This window comes from Enterobacter sp. ECC-019 (genome assembly GCF_043974075.1).
Lineage (GTDB): Bacteria > Pseudomonadota > Gammaproteobacteria > Enterobacterales > Enterobacteriaceae > Enterobacter > Enterobacter asburiae_D.
Genome location: NZ_CP143759.1, coordinates 2,776,120 through 2,792,897, shown reverse-complemented (window position 1 = coordinate 2,792,897; position 16,778 = coordinate 2,776,120). Strand labels below are relative to the sequence as shown.

Genomic DNA, 16,778 nt, shown 5'->3' with positions numbered 1-16,778 from the left:
ACGCCCATGAGTATGTCATCCATACCTTCGCATTCCCCATCCGGTAAGCTCTATGGCTGGGTTGAAAGGATCGGCAATAAAGTGCCGCACCCTTTCCTGCTGTTTATCTATCTGATTGTGATTTTAATGGTCGCCACCGGCGTGCTCTCCGCCTTTGACGTGAGCGTGCGCAGCCCGGCTGACGGCAGCCAGGTGGCGGTAAAGAACCTGCTCAGCGTTGACGGGCTGCACTGGTTTTTACCCAACGTCATCAAAAACTTCAGCGGTTTCGCCCCGCTGGGCGCCATTCTGGCACTGGTGCTGGGCGCCGGGCTGGCGGAACGCGTTGGCTTGCTGCCCGCATTAATGGTGAAGATGGCTTCGCACGTCAGCGCGCGTTACGCGAGCTATATGGTGCTGTTTATCGCCTTCTTCAGCCATATTTCCTCCGACGCCGCGCTGGTGATCATGCCGCCGATGGGGGCGCTGATTTTCCTCGCCGTCGGGCGTCATCCCGTGGCGGGCCTGCTGTCGGCGATTGCGGGCGTGGGCTGCGGATTTACCGCCAACCTGCTGATCGTCACCACCGACGTGCTGCTCTCTGGCATCAGCACGGAGGCAGCGAAGACCATCGATGCGGCAATGCACGTCAGCGTGATCGACAACTGGTACTTTATGGCCTGCTCGGTGATTGTCCTGACGATTGTCGGCGGGCTGATTACCGATAAGATCGTCGAGCCGCGCCTGGGTAAATGGGAAGGCCGTAGCGATGAAAAGCTGGAAACCCTGAGCAAAGAGCAGCGCTTCGGCCTGCGCGTGGCTGGCGTGGTCTCGCTGGCCTTTATCGCGCTGGTGGCGCTGATGGTGGTGCCGGAAAACGGAATATTGCGCGATCCGGTTAAACATACCGTCCTGCCGTCGCCGTTTATTCAGGGCATCGTGCCGCTGATTATCCTCTTCTTCTTTGTCGTTTCACTCGCCTACGGTATCGCGACCGGCAAAATCCGCCGTCAGGGGGATCTGCCGCAGCTGATGATCGAGCCGATGAAAGAGATGGCGGGCTTTATCGTGATGGTGTTCCCGCTGGCGCAGTTTGTGGCGATGTTTAACTGGAGCAACATGGGCAAGTTTATGGCCGTGGGCCTGACCGACGCGCTGGAGGCGGCCGGATTAAGCGGCGTACCGGCGTTTGTCGGCCTGGCGCTGCTGTCATCCCTGCTGTGCATGTTTATCGCCAGCGGCTCCGCCATCTGGTCGATTCTGGCCCCGATCTTCGTGCCGATGTTTATGATGCTGGGGTTCCACCCGGCGTTTGCCCAGATCCTGTTCCGCATCGCGGACTCCTCGGTGATTCCGCTGGCGCCGGTTTCGCCGTTTGTTCCGCTGTTTTTAGGCTTCCTGCAGCGCTATAAACCGGAAGCCAAACTGGGTACCTACTATTCGCTGGTTTTACCCTATCCGCTTATCTTTTTAGGGGTATGGCTGGTGATGCTGGTGGCATGGTATCTTGTCGGCCTGCCGATTGGGCCGGGGATTTACCCAAGGCTGAACTAAAGGAATGAGGATGCTGAGATTACTCGAAGATAAGATTGCGACGCCGCTCGGGCCGCTGTGGGTGATCGCGGACGAGCAGTTCTGCCTGCGCGCCGTTGAATGGGAAGAGCACAGCGACCGCATGGAAGAACTGCTCCATGTTCACTACCGCGCGCAGGGATATGAACGTATTCGTGCTACCAACCCGGGCGGACTGAGCGACAAGCTTGCGGCCTACTTCGAAGGCGATCTCAGCATCATCGATACTCTGCCGACCGCCACGGCAGGTACCCCTTTTCAGCGCGAAGTGTGGCAGGCCCTGCGTTCGATACCCTGCGGGCAGGTCATGCATTACGGCCAGCTCGCGGAGCAGCTAGGCCGCGCGGGGGCCGCACGCGCGGTGGGTGCCGCGAACGGCTCTAATCCGGTCAGCATTGTGGTGCCCTGCCATCGCGTCATTGGCCGCAACGGCACCATGACGGGCTATGCCGGCGGCGTGCAGCGCAAAGAGTGGCTGCTGCGTCACGAAGGGTATCTCTTGCTCTAGATCCCAGGCTTTTTGTGCTTAATTTTCTTCCGGTTAGGCTAAAAATCCATAATCAAGCTGTGGAATTTCAAGAAGATGGCGACACGTTGCCGTCTCTTGTCCTTATTGAGGGTTTGTCAGGCTTACGTACTTACCAAAAAGATGTTAAAATTGACCAATATCAATTAAGGCTTGAGCAAACCTATGATCCCGGAAAAGCGAATTATACGACGCATTCAGTCTGGCGGTTGTGCTATCCATTGCCAGGATTGCAGCATCAGCCAGCTCTGTATCCCGTTTACCCTGAATGAGCATGAACTCGATCAGCTTGATAATATCATCGAGCGCAAAAAGCCTATTCAGAAAGGGCAGACGCTGTTTAAAGCGGGAGACGAACTGAAATCGCTCTATGCTATCCGTTCTGGCACCATCAAGAGCTATACCATCACCGAACAGGGTGATGAGCAGATCACCGGCTTCCATCTGGCGGGCGACCTGGTGGGCTTTGATGCCATCGGCACGGGCCATCATCCGAGCTTTGCTCAGGCACTCGAAACCTCGATGGTTTGCGAAATCCCGTTTGAAACCCTGGACGATCTGTCCGGCAAGATGCCTAACCTGCGTCAGCAGATGATGCGTCTGATGAGCGGTGAGATCAAAGGCGATCAGGACATGATCCTGCTGCTTTCCAAAAAGAATGCAGAAGAGCGCCTGGCCGCGTTTATCTACAACCTCTCCCGCCGCTTCGCCGAGCGTGGCTTCTCGCCGCGTGAATTCCGTCTGACGATGACGCGTGGCGATATCGGTAACTACCTGGGTCTGACCGTGGAAACCATCAGCCGTCTGCTGGGCCGTTTCCAGAAAAGCGGGATGCTGGCCGTTAAGGGTAAATACATCACTATCGAAAACGGTGAAGCGCTGGCCGTTCTTGCCGGGCACGCCCGCAACGTGGCGTAATTTTCCGCATGTTGATGACCAGACTGATAAATTCTTGTGATTTATTGGTCTGGTATAACCGCTTCCGTTTCAAGATATTTTCACCGTAGCACGTCCCCACACAGCGCCCGAAAGGTTCTCGTTGAGGTTATGAATTGAGAGAAAGTTTGTTTTTCGTTTCAGTCGTGATTGCCTCAGTGACCTTTATCTTCATCTGGATCATGCTTGTCGGCCCGATGAAGGGGGAGGAAAAAACCTACGTTCAGGACTCCACGACCTTTGCGATAGCGGTGATGGTGCTGCTGTTTATTGCGTTTATCGCGGTGACGACCACGGTACTTTTCCTCTGATAATTTTTCATGAATTATTGATCTGGTAAAACCTCCCCTCTGTTTCATTCAGGATATATAGGTTACTCTTTTAATTACAGACTGTGGTGACAGTAGTAAGGAGACCTGTATGGCCAAGTATCAAAACATGCTGGTAGCTATCGATCCGAATCAGGACGATCAGCCAGCATTACGACGTGCTGTGTATTTACATCAACGGATTGGTGGCAAAATCAAAGCGTTTTTGCCGATCTATGACTTCTCGTATGAGATGACCACCCTTCTGTCGCCTGACGAGCGCACCGCTATGCGTCAGGGCGTCATCAGCCAGCGTACTGCGTGGATCCGTGAACAGGCGAAGTATTACCTGGAAGCGGGTGTGCCCATTGATATTAAAGTGGTCTGGCATAACCGACCTTTCGAAGCCATCATCCAGGAGATTGTCGCCGGTGGGCACGACCTGCTGCTGAAGATGGCACACCAGCACGACAAGCTGGAATCAGTGATTTTCACCCCGACCGACTGGCACTTGCTGCGTAAATGCCCCTGCCCGGTCTGGATGGTGAAAGACCAGCCGTGGCCTGAAGGCGGTAAAGCCGTTGTCGCGGTAAACCTCGCAAGCGAAGAGGATTACCACAATTCGCTGAACGAGAAGCTGGTGAAGGAGACCATCCAGCTTGCCGATCAGGTGAATCATACCGAAGTGCATCTGGTTGGTGCCTATCCGGTCACCCCGATTAACATTGCCATTGAGCTGCCTGAATTTGACCCGAGCGTGTACAACGACGCGATCCGCGGTCAGCACCTGCTGGCCATGAAAGCGCTGCGCCAGAAATTCAGCATCGATGAGAAAATGACCCACGTGGAAAAAGGGCTGCCTGAAGAGGTGATCCCGGATCTGGCGGAACACCTTCAGGCGGGGATTGTGGTGCTGGGCACCATTGGCCGGACCGGTATTTCTGCCGCGTTCCTCGGCAATACCGCCGAACAGGTGATCGACCATCTGCGCTGCGACCTGCTGGTCATTAAGCCGGATGAGTACCAGACGCCGGTTGAGCTGGACGATCCTGAAGACGATTAACCAGCAGGATGAAAAAAAACCGTCGGGAAACCGGCGGTTTTTTTTGCCGGGTAGCGGCTTCGCCTTACCCAGCCTACGGGTTTCGTAGGCCCGGTAAGCTTGCGCCACCGGGCTTTACCCTGTCAGAGTGATTTCAGAATCGCATCCACGCTGGCTTTGGCATCGCCAAACAGCATGTGGGTGTTCTCTTTGAAGAACAGCGGGTTCTGAACCCCGGCATAGCCGGTATTCATAGAGCGTTTAAACACAATCACGTTCTGCGCTTTCCACACTTCCAGAACAGGCATACCGGCGATTGGGCTACCCGGATCGTCCTGTGCAGCAGGGTTAACGGTATCGTTGGCTCCAATGACCAGCACGGTGTCGGTGTCGGCGAAATCATCGTTGATCTCATCCATTTCCAGCACGATGTCGTAAGGCACTTTCGCTTCCGCCAGCAGCACGTTCATGTGGCCAGGCAGACGCCCTGCCACCGGGTGAATACCAAAGCGAACCTTGATGCCCCGCGCGCGCAGCTTCTCCGTGATTTCCGCCACCGGATACTGCGCCTGCGCCACCGCCATGCCGTAGCCCGGGGTGATGATCACGGAATGCGAGTTTTTCAGCATGTCTGCGGTATCTTCCGCAGAAATTTCACGGTGCTCACCCACTTCTTCGTCCGCACTGGAAGAGGACCCATCGGTCCCGAAACCACCGGCGATAACGCTGATGAACGAGCGGTTCATCGCCTTACACATGATGTAAGACAGGATCGCACCGGAAGAACCCACCAGCGCACCGGTGACGATCAGCAGGTCGTTGCTCAGCATAAAGCCTGCCGCCGCCGCTGCCCAACCGGAGTAGGAGTTCAGCATCGAGACAACCACCGGCATATCCGCACCGCCGATGGACGCCACCAGGTGCCAGCCGAAGGCCAGCGCGATGAGAGTCATTACCAGCAACGCCAGCACCTGCAGACCGACGCTTTCGGTACGCACGAAGACCACCAGCAGTACAAACGACACCACCAGCGCCGCCAGGTTCAGCTTGTGACGGTTTGGCAGCATCAGCGGTTTAGAGGAGATCTTCCCGCGCAGCTTGCCGAACGCCACAATAGAGCCGGTGAAGGTCACCGCACCGATGAAGATACCGAGGAACACCTCCGTCAGGTGGATGTTCACCAGAATCGGTTCCAGGCCCGGTTCGTGATACAGGTAGCTGTTGAAGCCCACCAGCACCGCCGCCAGACCCACGAAGCTGTGCAGAATGGCAACCAGCTCCGGCATCTCGGTCATTTCAACGCGTTTTGCCAGGCGAATACCAATCGCGCCGCCGATGATCATCGCCACCAGGATCCACGCCACGTTGCCGGTATCCGGCCCGAAGATGGTGGCAATCAGCGCAATCGCCATCCCGGCGATACCAAAGTTATTCCCCTGCTGAGACGTTTCGTGTTTGGAAAGCCCCGCCAGACTGAAAATAAACAGGATTGCAGCAACAATGTATGCGGCTATCACTAATCCTCCAGACATATGCTACCCCTTAGCCTTTACGAAACATTTTCAGCATGCGCTGAGTCACGGTGAAACCACCGAAAATATTGATACTGGCGATCAGCACCGCGATAAAGCTCAGGAAGCTGATCCAGCCGCCGTGACCAATCTGCAGTAACGCCCCCACCACGATGATCCCGGAGATGGCGTTGGTTACCGACATCAGCGGCGTATGCAGCGCATGAGAGACGTTCCATACCACGTAGTAGCCTACGACGCAGGAGAGCGCGAAGACGGTAAAGTGGCCGAGGAACTCTTTCGGTGCAACGTCAGCCAGCCAGCCGAACAGAATAATCACCAGCGCCATGATCGCGTATTTGCGCCACGGAGAAGCCGGTTTGGCGGGCTCTTTTGGCGCAGGAGCCGCTTTCGGTGCCGCCTGAGGCTGAGCAGAAACCTGAATTGGTGGCGCAGGCCAGGTAATTTCACCTTCACGGACCACGGTGACGCCACGCACCACCACATCGTCGAAATCAACGGTGACGTTGCCGTCTTTCTCTTTGCAAAGCAGCTTCAGCAGGTTGACCAGGTTAGTGCCGTAGAGCTGGGAGGACTGCGTTGGCAGGCGGCCCGGCAGATCGGTATAACCGATCACCTTCACGCCGTTAGCGGTCGTGGTCACCTGATTCGGTACGGTATATTCGCAGTTACCGCCGTTTTGGGCGGCCAGGTCGACAATCACGCTGCCCGATTTCATGGAATCAACCATCTCACGGGTAATCAACTTCGGCGCGGGTTTACCCGGGATAAGCGCGGTGGTGACAATAATGTCGACATCTTTCGCCTGGGCGGCGAAGAGTTCCATTTCGGCTTTGATAAACGCTTCGGACATCACCTTCGCGTAACCGTCGCCGCTGCCTGCCTCTTCCTTGAAGTCCAGCTCAAGGAATTCGGCACCCATACTCTGGACCTGTTCTTTTACTTCAGGGCGGGTGTCAAAGGCGCGTACGATAGCGCCCAGGCTGTTTGCCGCACCGATTGCGGCAAGGCCCGCTACGCCCGCGCCAATCACCATCACTTTCGCCGGAGGGACTTTACCCGCGGCGGTGATTTGACCGGTAAAGAAGCGACCAAATTCGTGGGCCGCTTCAACAATGGCGCGGTAGCCGGCAATGTTTGCCATGGAGCTTAAGGCATCCAGCGACTGCGCGCGCGAAATGCGCGGCACGGAGTCCATCGCCATCACGGTCACGCCACGGGCCGCCAGCTTCTCCATCAGCTCCGGATTTTGCGCAGGCCAGATGAAGCTCACCAGGGTCGTCCCCGGATTCAGCAGCGCAATCTCACTCTCTTCCGGTGCGTTGACCTTCAGAATCACCGGCGACTGCCAGACGTCAGCACCGTCGACCACTTCCGCGCCAGCCTGGATAAAGGCCTCGTCATCGAAACTCGCCAGTTTGCCTGCGCCGCTTTCAACCGCGACCGTAAAACCCAGTTTAAGCAGTTGCTCCACCGTTTTCGGTGTTGCCGCTACGCGGGTTTCATTGGCTAACCGTTCTTTTGGTACCCCAATACGCATAGTTTTCCCTTCCATCGGTTTTTGATGATGGTTTATCGATAAATGCCCGCGGTTTGTATCAATTTTCGCCATCGCGCAAGCGACGAGATATGATTAACCCCGGAAAATAAAACAGTAACAAACTGTCTATAACCTACTGAAAATAGCGCCCGCGATCTACCGCCAGAAAACACTATTTCTTACTTTATCTGTGAAAAATAAGCGATCGGCGTCACTGACAGCGTTATTTACCTTAAATTCATTGCCAGAACCGATAAATCGCGCAAGCGAAGCGGTAAAAACATGATATAGCGCCATAAGAGAACAACTTGTTAACATTAAATTAACTTGTAAAAGTCATATGCTTTATCAGTTTTACTTGTCAAACGCGTGTTTTTTCAACATATCACTAAATGTTATCGAATTCGGTGATTCAGTAAGCACAGGCAGTGAAAAATGGCGCAGACAGCGACGGGTTTTAAATGCAATAATCGGGACCGTCTCAAATTAACAACAATACCAGTACATGGTTTGCGCAAGGCGAAGGATCATTTTTATGAAGCTTAAGAACACACTCCTGGCGTCCGCACTTCTTTCCGCGACCGCCCTGTCTGCGAATGCCGCAACAGAGTTAACGCCGGAGCAAGCGGCAGCGTTAAAACCTTTTGACCATACGGTCATTGTGGGTCGTTATAATTCTATTGGCGACGCCGTCGCCGCGGCATCAAAAGCTGCTGATAAAAACGGGGCTGCCTCGTTTTATGTCGTTGACCAGTCCGATTACGGCAACAGCGGTAACCAGCGCGTGACCATTGCGCTGTTCAAAGACAATGCGCCAAAAGCTGACGCACCGAAAAACCGCGTGATCAACGGTGTTGTTGAACTGCCGAAAGATCAGGCGATTGAGCTGGAACCTTACGACACCGTCACCGTTCAGGGCTTCTATCGCAGCCAGCCTGAAGTGAACGATGCCATCACCAAAGCCGCGAAAGAGAAAGGGGCCGACTCTTTCTACATCGTGCGTCAGGTCGATGCTAACCAGGGTGGCAACCAGCGTATTACCGCGTTCATCTATAAAAAAGATGCGAAAAAACGTGTTCTGCAGAGCCCGGATGCCATCCCGGCGAATTCAGAAGCAGGTCGCGCGGCAATAGCAAAAGGCGGCGAAGCAGCGAAGACAGTTGAAATTCCAGGCGTAGCAACGACGGCTGCCCCAAGCGCTGAAGTGGGCCGTTTCTTCGAAACGCAGTCCACGAAAGGTGGCCGTTATTCTGTTACGCTGCCAGACGGTACCAAAATTGAAGAGCTGAACAACGCCACAGCAGCGCAGATGGTGCCGTTCGACAGCATCAAGTTTACCGGCAACTACGGCAACATGACGGAAGTCTCTTACCAGGTCGCGAAGCGTGCGGCGAAGAAAGGGGCGAAGTATTACCACATCACCCGCCAGTGGCAGGAACGTGGTAACAACGTGACCATCAGCGCCGATCTGTATAAGTAACAAAATTGTTTACGAAAGGCGGCGCAATGCCGCCTTTTTTGTTACTTTTTTTGAATTTCTGCCACACGTCATTGCATGCTTTCGTTACACTCCGTAAAATCCCGCGCCTTAGTGTGATCCACCATTTTTATGCGCCTGAGCGAAATAATTATTCTGGATTTTGACCTTTCATAACAGGAAGCCAATGGAAAAGAAACTTGGCCTGAGTGCTCTGACTGCACTCGTTTTAAGCTCAATGCTGGGTGCGGGCGTATTCAGTTTGCCGCAAAATATGGCGGCCGTTGCCAGCCCTTCCGCGCTCATCATTGGCTGGGGCATTACGGGTGTCGGAATACTGCTGCTGGCCTTCGCCATGCTGCTGCTCACCCGCATTCGCCCGGACCTGGATGGCGGCATTTTTACCTATGCGCGTGAAGGTTTTGGCGAGCTGATTGGCTTCTGTTCCGCCTGGGGATACTGGCTGTGTGCGGTTATCGCCAACGTCTCCTATCTGGTGATCGTCTTCTCGGCGCTCAGTTTCTTTACCGATACGCCTGAGCTGCGTCTTTTTGGCGACGGGAATACCTGGCAGTCTATTGTGGGGGCCTCGGTGTTACTGTGGTTCGTCCACTGGCTGGTATTACGTGGCGTACAAACGGCCGCCAGCATTAACCTGGTGGCGACGCTGGCGAAACTGGTTCCGCTCGGCCTGTTTATCGTTCTGGCCTTTATTGCGTTCCGTATGGACGTATTCAAGCTTGATTTCAGCGGCGTTGCGCTGGGCGTTCCCGTCTGGGAGCAGGTGAAAAACACGATGCTGATTACCCTGTGGGTATTCATCGGCGTTGAAGGCGCGGTCGTGGTTTCTGCCCGGGCACGGAATAAACGCGATGTGGGCCGCGCGACGCTGCTGGCCGTACTGGCCGCGCTCGGGGTCTATCTGCTGGTGACGCTGCTGTCGCTGGGCGTGGTGGCGCGTCCTGAGCTGGCTGAAATGCGTAACCCGTCAATGGCAGGCCTGATGGTGAAAATGCTCGGTCCCTGGGGCGATGTGGTGATTGCCGCAGGGCTGATCGTCTCCGTCTGCGGGGCTTACCTGAGCTGGACCATCATGGCGGCTGAGGTGCCATTCCTGGCCTCAACGCACAAAGCGTTTCCACGTCTGTTTGCCCGTCAAAACAAAAACAGTGCGCCGTCGGCATCACTCTGGCTGACCAACATCAGCGTTCAGGTCTGTCTGGTACTGATCTGGCTCACAGGTTCAGACTATAACACCCTGTTGACCATCGCCTCGGAGATGATTCTGGTACCCTATTTCTTAGTGGGTGCATATTTGTTAAAAATTGCCACACGCCCGGTGCATTATGTCGTGGGTGTCGGAGCCTGTATTTACGGCCTGTGGTTGTTGTATGCTTCCGGACCTATGCATCTGCTGCTGTCGGTAGTGCTGTACGCACCGGGTCTGCTGGTGTTTATCTACGCCCGCCGCACGCATCAGCTGGAGAAAGCGCTGAAACGCCGTGAGATGGCATTAATTGGACTGCTACTGGTTGCTGCCCTACCGGCAACCTGGATGTTAATGGGATAGCATCGCCTTTCCCATTGTTGAACTGTAAAGGAGAATACGATGGGAAATGCACCGCTTCGACCAATACTGATTACCGGCGGAGGCCGCCGTATCGGCCTCGCCCTCGCCCATCACTTTCTCAACCTTCGCCACCCGGTCATTGTCAGCTACCGTACGGAATACCCGTCGATTGAAGGGTTACGCAAAGCCGGTGCTGTCTGCATTCAGGCTGATTTTTCAACCGATGAAGGCATTCTGGCTTTCGCGGAAGAGGTGAAATCCACCACGACGGGGCTGCGCGCCGTGATCCATAACGCCAGCGCATGGCGTGCCGAAAAACCCGGTACGTCACTCAGCGAAACGCTCTCCGCCATGCTGCAGATCCACGTTAATACCCCTTATCTGCTCAACCACGCTCTGCAGGATCTACTCCGCGGTCATGGGCACGCTGCGGGCGACATTATTCACTTTACCGATTATGTGGTGGAGCGCGGAAGCGACAAGCACATCGCCTACGCGGCCAGTAAAGCCGCTCTGGATAACATGACGCGCTCGTTTGCCCGCAAACTCGCACCCGAGGTGAAGGTGAACGCCATCGCCCCGGCGATGATTTTGTTTAACGAAAACGATGATGCGGAGTATCGCCAGCAGGCGCTGAATAAGTCGCTCATGAAAATCGCCCCGGGCGAGAAAGAGGTCATCGACCTTGTGGATTACCTGCTCACCAGCTGCTACGTCACCGGCAGAACCTTTGCCGTGGACGGCGGCCGACCGCTGCGCTAGTGAAAGCGGCTCCAGAAGAAAATTAACACCCAGGCGCTGAGTCCCCAGCAGACCACCGCTCCGCTCAGCGCCAGGGGAAGACGCAGAAAACCGGTGAAATACCACAGCGAAAGCAGGTAGAGAAAATACGGGATGATAGACCACATGCCAAACACGATGGTCGTGCGTAACGCTTCCGTGCCCCGTTCCGAAGCCACAATATAGTGAGCAATCAGCGCAAAGGTCGGGAAAAGAGGGATCAGCCCGGCAATATAGTAGTTTTTCGTTTTTGCCAGAACGCCAATCAGTAACACCACCAGCGCGCCCAGCGCGGCTTTAATCACCAACCCCATACTTTTTCCTATTACAATCAAGTAACAATATGACTCAGAATAACGGAACCGGCGTTAATTTTGAAAGATTAATGGAAGGTTAAGGTTTCGCGGTGTATGTTGGCTTTTTTCACGAAAACAGACGCTGTATGAATAAGATTGTTTATGTTGAAGACGAACCCGAAGTCGGGCAATTGATCGCCGCCTATCTGGGTAAACATGATATGGACGTCATTGTTGAACCTCGCGGCGATCGTGCCGAAGAGGTGGTCGTCCGTGAAAACCCGGATCTGGTGCTGCTGGATATCATGTTGCCAGGCAAAGACGGCATGACGCTCTGCCGTGACCTGCGCGCCCGTTGGGAGGGCCCTATCGTCCTGCTCACCTCACTGGACAGCGATATGAACCACATTTTGTCGCTGGAGATGGGTGCCAATGACTACATTCTGAAAACCACACCGCCTGCCGTCCTGCTTGCACGCCTGCGCCTGCATTTGCGCCAGCACGCCAGCATCGAACGCGAAGCGCCTGCGCCGTCTCTGACGCCGCACAAAGCGATGCGCTTCGGTACGCTGTCTATTGACCCCATTAACCGCCAGGTGCTGCTCTCTGGCGAGCTTATCGCCCTCTCCACCGCAGATTTTGACCTGCTGTGGGAGCTGGCAACGCACGCCGGGCAAATCATGGACCGCGACGCGCTGCTGAAAAACCTGCGTGGCGTGAGCTATGACGGCATGGACCGCAGCGTTGACGTGGCGATTTCGCGTCTGCGCAAAAAGCTTCTGGATAACGCTACCGAGCCCTACCGCATTAAAACCGTGCGTAATAAGGGTTACCTGTTTGCCCCACATGCGTGGGAAACCTGATCGCGTCTCCCGATAAGATAACCTGCGCGAAATGAAGGCATTGCGCGACGATGCCCTTCTTTCGCGCGTTTATTTTTACGTTTGCGCAACAATTAACTTGCTAAGCACGCGAACTATTCCATAATTAAACCTTCTACAGTCCTTTCTTCAGCTGGCACTGACCCGGCTACAACGCATTTTCTCCGTGAAGCTCTCACGATACCTCTCCCATAAAATCTTGATATGAGGATTTAAGTCCATGACATATGTATAACTACAATCAGGTCGAAGCCATCAAAACCAATCTTGAATGGATTGTTAATCAGGCAGCGCTTAGCCATATCTCCCCCTCACGCGCCGATCAGAAAGCGCTCTTTGATCTCCTTGAACTCATCCAGTCTTACGAAATACTTCTGGATTTAATTAACGAATTCGGTACCGATGTGATTGATATGCACATTGCGGAAGGACTGGCCGTAACGGAAACACTCATCGCCAAGGTAAAAAACAGCGCGAATGCCATGTAACACGTTTCACAGACATGAAAATATCGACGGGTTTTCATGTATATTCTGCACAAAGCGTTTCTTCGGTGAGATCCAATGAAAAAGCTGTTTGTGCAGTTTTATCTTTTGCTGTTTGTCTGCTTCCTGGTCATGACCATGCTGGTCGGGCTGGTTTATAAATTCACCGCCGAGCGTGCGGGCAGGCAGTCGCTGGACGATCTGATGAAAAGCTCGCTCTATCTGATGCGCAGCGAGCTGAGAGAGATCCCGCCGCACGACTGGGCGAAAACCCTCAAAGAGCTGGATCTGAATCTGTCATTCGATTTACGCATCGAGCCGTTAAAAGATTTTGAGCTGGATCCGCCCGCCATGCAGCGCCTGCGCGACGGGGACATCGTCGCGCTGGATGAGAAATACACTTTTATCCAGCGTATTCCGCGCAGCCATTATGTGCTGGCCGTCGGGCCGGTACCCTATCTCTATTATTTGCACCAGATGCGTCTGCTGGACATGGCGCTGATGGCCTTTATCGCCATTTCGCTCGCGTTTCCGGTCTTCATCTGGATGCGCCCGCACTGGCAGGACATGCTGAAGCTGGAATCCGCCGCGCAGCGTTTTGGCGAGGGGCATTTTACCGAACGCATTCACTTCGACAGCGGTTCCAGCTTTGAACGTCTGGGCGTGGCCTTTAACCAGATGGCCGATAACATCAATGCCCTTATCGCCAGTAAGAAGCAGTTGATCGACGGGATTGCGCACGAGCTGCGCACGCCGCTGGTTCGCCTGCGCTATCGTCTGGAGATGAGCGAGAATCTGACGGAAGCGGAGTCTCAGGCCCTGAACCGCGACATTGGCCAGCTTGAAGGGCTGATTGAGGAGCTGCTGACCTACGCACGCCTCGATCGTCCGCAAAACGAGCTGAACCTCAGCACGCCGGACCTACCCGCCTGGCTGCAAACCCACATCGATGACGTTCAGAGCGTGAACCCGCAGCGCACGCTGTTGACCCGCGTCACGCCGGGTGATTACGGCGCGCTCGATATGCGTCTGATGGAGCGCGTGCTGGACAATCTGATCAACAACGCCATGCGCTACAGCGAAAGTACGCTACAGATCGGGCTGGATTTGCAGGGCAATCAGGCCAGCCTGACGGTGGAGGATGACGGGCCGGGGATCGCCCCGGAAGCGCGAGAAACCGTGTTTGAACCGTTTGTCCGCCTCGACCCCAGCCGCGATCGCGCCACAGGCGGATGCGGCCTGGGGCTGGCGATTGTCTACTCTATCGCGCAGGCGATGGGCGGCACGGTGCATTGTGAAGAGAGCGAGCTCGGCGGCGCGCGATTCTGCTTTAGCTGGCCGGTGTACCATAACATCGCCCTTCCCCTCCCAGCCTGACCTCAACCGCACGCTGGCCTGACCCGGCGTGCTGTGCTATATGATAAGTATGTTGTAACTAATGAGAGTGTTTATGGCGACCTACGATCTCCTCGAACGGCTGAACAGCACGTTTCGGGAAATAGAACACGAGCTCCTGACCCTGACCGAACGTTTGCAGGACTGCCGCCTGCTGGCCGCGCGCGTCTTTACCCTGCCCGAGGTGGCTAAAGGGGCCGAACACGACCCGCTGGACGCCATCGAGGTTGAACAACACATCGGCAGCGCCGCCCTTGAGCTGGCGCTGAAGCACTATCGCCGCCTGTTTATCCAGCAGCAGTCAGAAAACCGCAGCAGTAAGGCGGCCGTGCGTCTGCCCGGCGTGATCTGCCTGCAAACCGATGCGGCAACGCGCGACGCGCTGGAAAACCAGATTACCCATATCAACACCCTGAAAGCGGCATTTGAAAAGATCATCACCGAAGAGTCCGGCCTCGCCCCTGCCGCCCGGTTTGAATGGGTGCACCGCCAGCTTCCTGGGCTGATTACCCTGAATGCCTACCGCACGCTAACGGTTCTGCGTCACCCCGCCACGCTGCGCTTCGGCTGGGCGAATAAGCACATCATTAAAAACTTCACCCGGGATGAGATTCTGGCGCAGCTGGAAAAAAGCCTGAAGACGCCGCGCACCGTCGCGCCGTGGTCGCGTGAACAGTGGATTGAGCGCCTGGAGCAGGAGTACCACAGCATCGCCTCGCTGCCGGCGGACACGCGCCTCAAGATAAAGCGCCCGGTGAAGGTGCAGCCTATTGCCCGCGTCTGGTATTCCGGACAGCAAAAACAGGTTCAGTATGCCTGTCCGACGCCGCTGATTGCGCTTTATGACGCCGATCGGGGAGCCATCGTGCCGGATATTGGTGAGCTTTTGAATTACGATGCGGACAATGTCCAGCACCGTTACAGACCTCAGGCGCAGCCGCTACAGCTGATTATTCCGCGGCTGCACCTGTACGTAGCGGGATGATTATTTCAGGCTGCCGACCATCGCTTCCGGGCGAACCCAGGCGTCGAACTCCACCTCCGTCAGATAGCCCAGCGCCAGGGCGGAGGCTTTCAGCGTCAGCCCCTCTTTGTGCGCTTTTTTAGCGATCTCGGCGGCTTTGTCGTAGCCGATATGGGTATTCAGCGCCGTCACCAGCATCAGGGATTCATTGAGCAACTGGCTGATACGCTCGCGATTCGGCTCAATCCCCACCGCACAGTGCTCGTTAAAGCTCTCCATCCCGTCTGCCAGCAGACGAATCGATTGCAGAACGTTGTGGATCACCATCGGGCGATAGACGTTCAGCTCGAAGTTGCCGGATGCCCCGCCCATATTGACGGCCACGTCGTTGCCCAACACCTGGCAGCAGAGCATGGTCATGGCTTCGCACTGGGTCGGGTTCACTTTACCCGGCATGATAGAGCTGCCCGGCTCGTTTTCCGGGATGCTGATTTCACCAATGCCGCAGCGCGGGCCCGAGGCCAACCAGCGCACGTCGTTGGCGATTTTCATCAGCGAGGCCGCCAGCCCTTTCAGCGCGCCGTGGGTGTGGACCAGCGCATCGCAGGTCGCCAGCGCTTCGAACTTATTGGGCGCCGTGACGAACGGCTGTCCGGTGATGTTTGCCAGCTCCTCCGCCACGCGTACCGCGTATTCTGGATGGGTGTTTAACCCGGTCCCAACCGCCGTCCCGCCGAGAGCCAGCTCCGCCAGGTGCGGCAGGCTGTACTCAATATGCTTCAGATTATGTTCCAGCATCGCCACCCAGCCGGAAATCTCCTGGCCGAGCGTCAGCGGCGTGGCATCCTGCAGGTGCGTACGGCCAATTTTAACGATGTCGCGGAAGGCCTGCGCTTTCTCGTTGAGCGTGGATTTGAGCACGTTGAGCTGCGGGATAAGCTGCTCGCGGATAGCAATCACCGCCGCTACGTGCATCGCCGTCGGGAAGACGTCGTTGGAACTCTGGCTTTTGTTGACGTCATCGTTCGGATGGACCTTACGCTCCATGCCGCGCACGCCGCCCAGCAGTTCGCTGGCCCGGTTTGCCAGCACTTCGTTCATGTTCATGTTGCTTTGGGTGCCGGAACCGGTCTGCCAGACGGCGAGGGGGAATTCATCGGGATGCTTGCCCGCCAGCACTTCGTCGGCGGCATTGATGATGGCGGTCGCTTTGTCTGCCGTCAGCAGGCCTAAATCCTGGTTCACTTTAGCGGCGGCGCGTTTGGTGAGCGCCAGCGCCTGAATCAGCGAGACGGGCATTTTTTCAGTCGAGATACGGAAATGTTCCAGCGAACGCTGGGTTTGCGCGCCCCAAAGCTTGTCGGCCGGGACGTCGATGGCGCCCATCGAGTCTTTCTCATGGCGTACCGTAGTCATTACTTTCTCCTTGATAACAAAAGAGGGATTGCTCACATGCTTAAGGGATAAGTATTGATGACTTCTGGGAAACGATATG

The 16,778-nt window shown here is 55.6% G+C and carries 16 protein-coding genes; 12 read left to right on the top strand and 4 right to left on the bottom strand.

The genetic code is table 11. The features are described 5' to 3' along the window. The first annotated feature begins 6 nt into the window (after positions 1–6). The 5 genes from abgT (at position 7) to uspE (ending at position 4,384) form a co-directional block, all read left to right on the top strand. Positions 7–1,533: a p-aminobenzoyl-glutamate transporter gene (abgT, locus tag V1566_RS13345; protein WP_395303584.1), complete on the top strand. Its 1,527-nt coding sequence runs from the start codon at positions 7–9 to the stop codon at positions 1,531–1,533. 10 nt (positions 1,534–1,543) lie between these two features. After that, positions 1,544–2,059, top strand: a complete 516-nt coding sequence (gene ogt / locus V1566_RS13340) for a methylated-DNA--[protein]-cysteine S-methyltransferase (protein ID WP_047647947.1) — start codon at positions 1,544–1,546, stop codon at positions 2,057–2,059. A gap of 183 nt (positions 2,060–2,242) precedes the next feature. Further along, on the top strand, positions 2,243–2,995 hold the full coding sequence (gene fnr, locus V1566_RS13335; RefSeq protein WP_006174991.1) for a fumarate/nitrate reduction transcriptional regulator Fnr: 753 nt from the start codon (positions 2,243–2,245) through the stop codon (positions 2,993–2,995). A 146-nt stretch (positions 2,996–3,141) separates the two neighbouring features. Continuing rightward, positions 3,142–3,324, top strand: coding sequence for a hypothetical protein (locus tag V1566_RS13330; RefSeq protein ID WP_014883604.1), 183 nt, complete (start codon positions 3,142–3,144; stop codon positions 3,322–3,324). Between the two features lie 109 nt (positions 3,325–3,433). Continuing rightward, positions 3,434–4,384: a universal stress protein UspE gene (uspE, locus tag V1566_RS13325; RefSeq protein ID WP_023335478.1), complete on the top strand. Its 951-nt coding sequence runs from the start codon at positions 3,434–3,436 to the stop codon at positions 4,382–4,384. Positions 4,385–4,506: 122 nt separating this feature from the next. Here the strand turns inward: uspE and pntB are convergent, their stop codons facing one another. Continuing rightward, positions 4,507–5,895 (bottom strand): Re/Si-specific NAD(P)(+) transhydrogenase subunit beta, encoded by a 1,389-nt coding sequence (gene pntB / locus V1566_RS13320; protein ID WP_395303583.1) that lies wholly within the window; start codon positions 5,893–5,895, stop codon positions 4,507–4,509. A 10-nt stretch (positions 5,896–5,905) separates the two neighbouring features. Continuing rightward, positions 5,906–7,435 (bottom strand): Re/Si-specific NAD(P)(+) transhydrogenase subunit alpha, encoded by a 1,530-nt coding sequence (gene pntA, locus V1566_RS13315; protein ID WP_121423520.1) that lies wholly within the window; start codon positions 7,433–7,435, stop codon positions 5,906–5,908. A 535-nt stretch (positions 7,436–7,970) separates the two neighbouring features. On the opposite strand from pntA, the gene ydgH reads away from it, so the two are divergent. From ydgH to folM, 3 genes are all read left to right on the top strand, one after another. Next, positions 7,971–8,915: a DUF1471 family protein YdgH gene (gene ydgH / locus V1566_RS13310; RefSeq protein WP_395303582.1), complete on the top strand. Its 945-nt coding sequence runs from the start codon at positions 7,971–7,973 to the stop codon at positions 8,913–8,915. A gap of 184 nt (positions 8,916–9,099) precedes the next feature. Further along, the gene (locus tag V1566_RS13305) at positions 9,100–10,482 is read left to right on the top strand and encodes an amino acid permease (RefSeq protein ID WP_395303581.1); all 1,383 of its coding nucleotides are present in this window, start codon (positions 9,100–9,102) and stop codon (positions 10,480–10,482) included. A gap of 39 nt (positions 10,483–10,521) precedes the next feature. After that, on the top strand, positions 10,522–11,244 hold the full coding sequence (folM, locus tag V1566_RS13300; protein WP_061715397.1) for a dihydromonapterin reductase: 723 nt from the start codon (positions 10,522–10,524) through the stop codon (positions 11,242–11,244). Here the strand turns inward: folM and V1566_RS13295 are convergent. Beyond that, a complete protein-coding gene (locus V1566_RS13295) occupies positions 11,241–11,576 on the bottom strand; it encodes a GlpM family protein (RefSeq protein ID WP_063142993.1) in 336 nt (111 codons plus the stop codon). The genes folM and V1566_RS13295 overlap by 4 nt on opposite strands. A 128-nt stretch (positions 11,577–11,704) precedes the next feature. Between V1566_RS13295 and rstA the strand changes: the two genes are divergently transcribed. The 4 genes from rstA (at position 11,705) to tus (ending at position 15,304) form a co-directional block, all read left to right on the top strand. Continuing rightward, on the top strand, positions 11,705–12,421 hold the full coding sequence (gene rstA, locus V1566_RS13290) for a two-component system response regulator RstA (protein WP_395303580.1): 717 nt from the start codon (positions 11,705–11,707) through the stop codon (positions 12,419–12,421). Between the two features lie 245 nt (positions 12,422–12,666). Continuing rightward, a complete protein-coding gene (locus V1566_RS13285) occupies positions 12,667–12,927 on the top strand; it encodes a hypothetical protein (protein WP_395303579.1) in 261 nt (86 codons plus the stop codon). Positions 12,928–13,002: 75 nt separating this feature from the next. Beyond that, positions 13,003–14,301, top strand: a complete 1,299-nt coding sequence (rstB, locus tag V1566_RS13280) for a two-component system sensor histidine kinase RstB (protein WP_395303578.1) — start codon at positions 13,003–13,005, stop codon at positions 14,299–14,301. A gap of 73 nt (positions 14,302–14,374) precedes the next feature. Continuing rightward, entirely contained in the window at positions 14,375–15,304 is a 930-nt protein-coding gene (gene tus, locus V1566_RS13275) for a DNA replication terminus site-binding protein (RefSeq protein ID WP_395303577.1), read from the top strand. Here tus and fumC read toward each other — a convergent pair whose 3' ends face one another. Then, a complete protein-coding gene (gene fumC / locus V1566_RS13270; RefSeq protein WP_395303576.1) occupies positions 15,305–16,699 on the bottom strand; it encodes a class II fumarate hydratase in 1,395 nt (464 codons plus the stop codon). It lies immediately after the preceding gene. Positions 16,700–16,778: the final 79 nt, after the last annotated feature.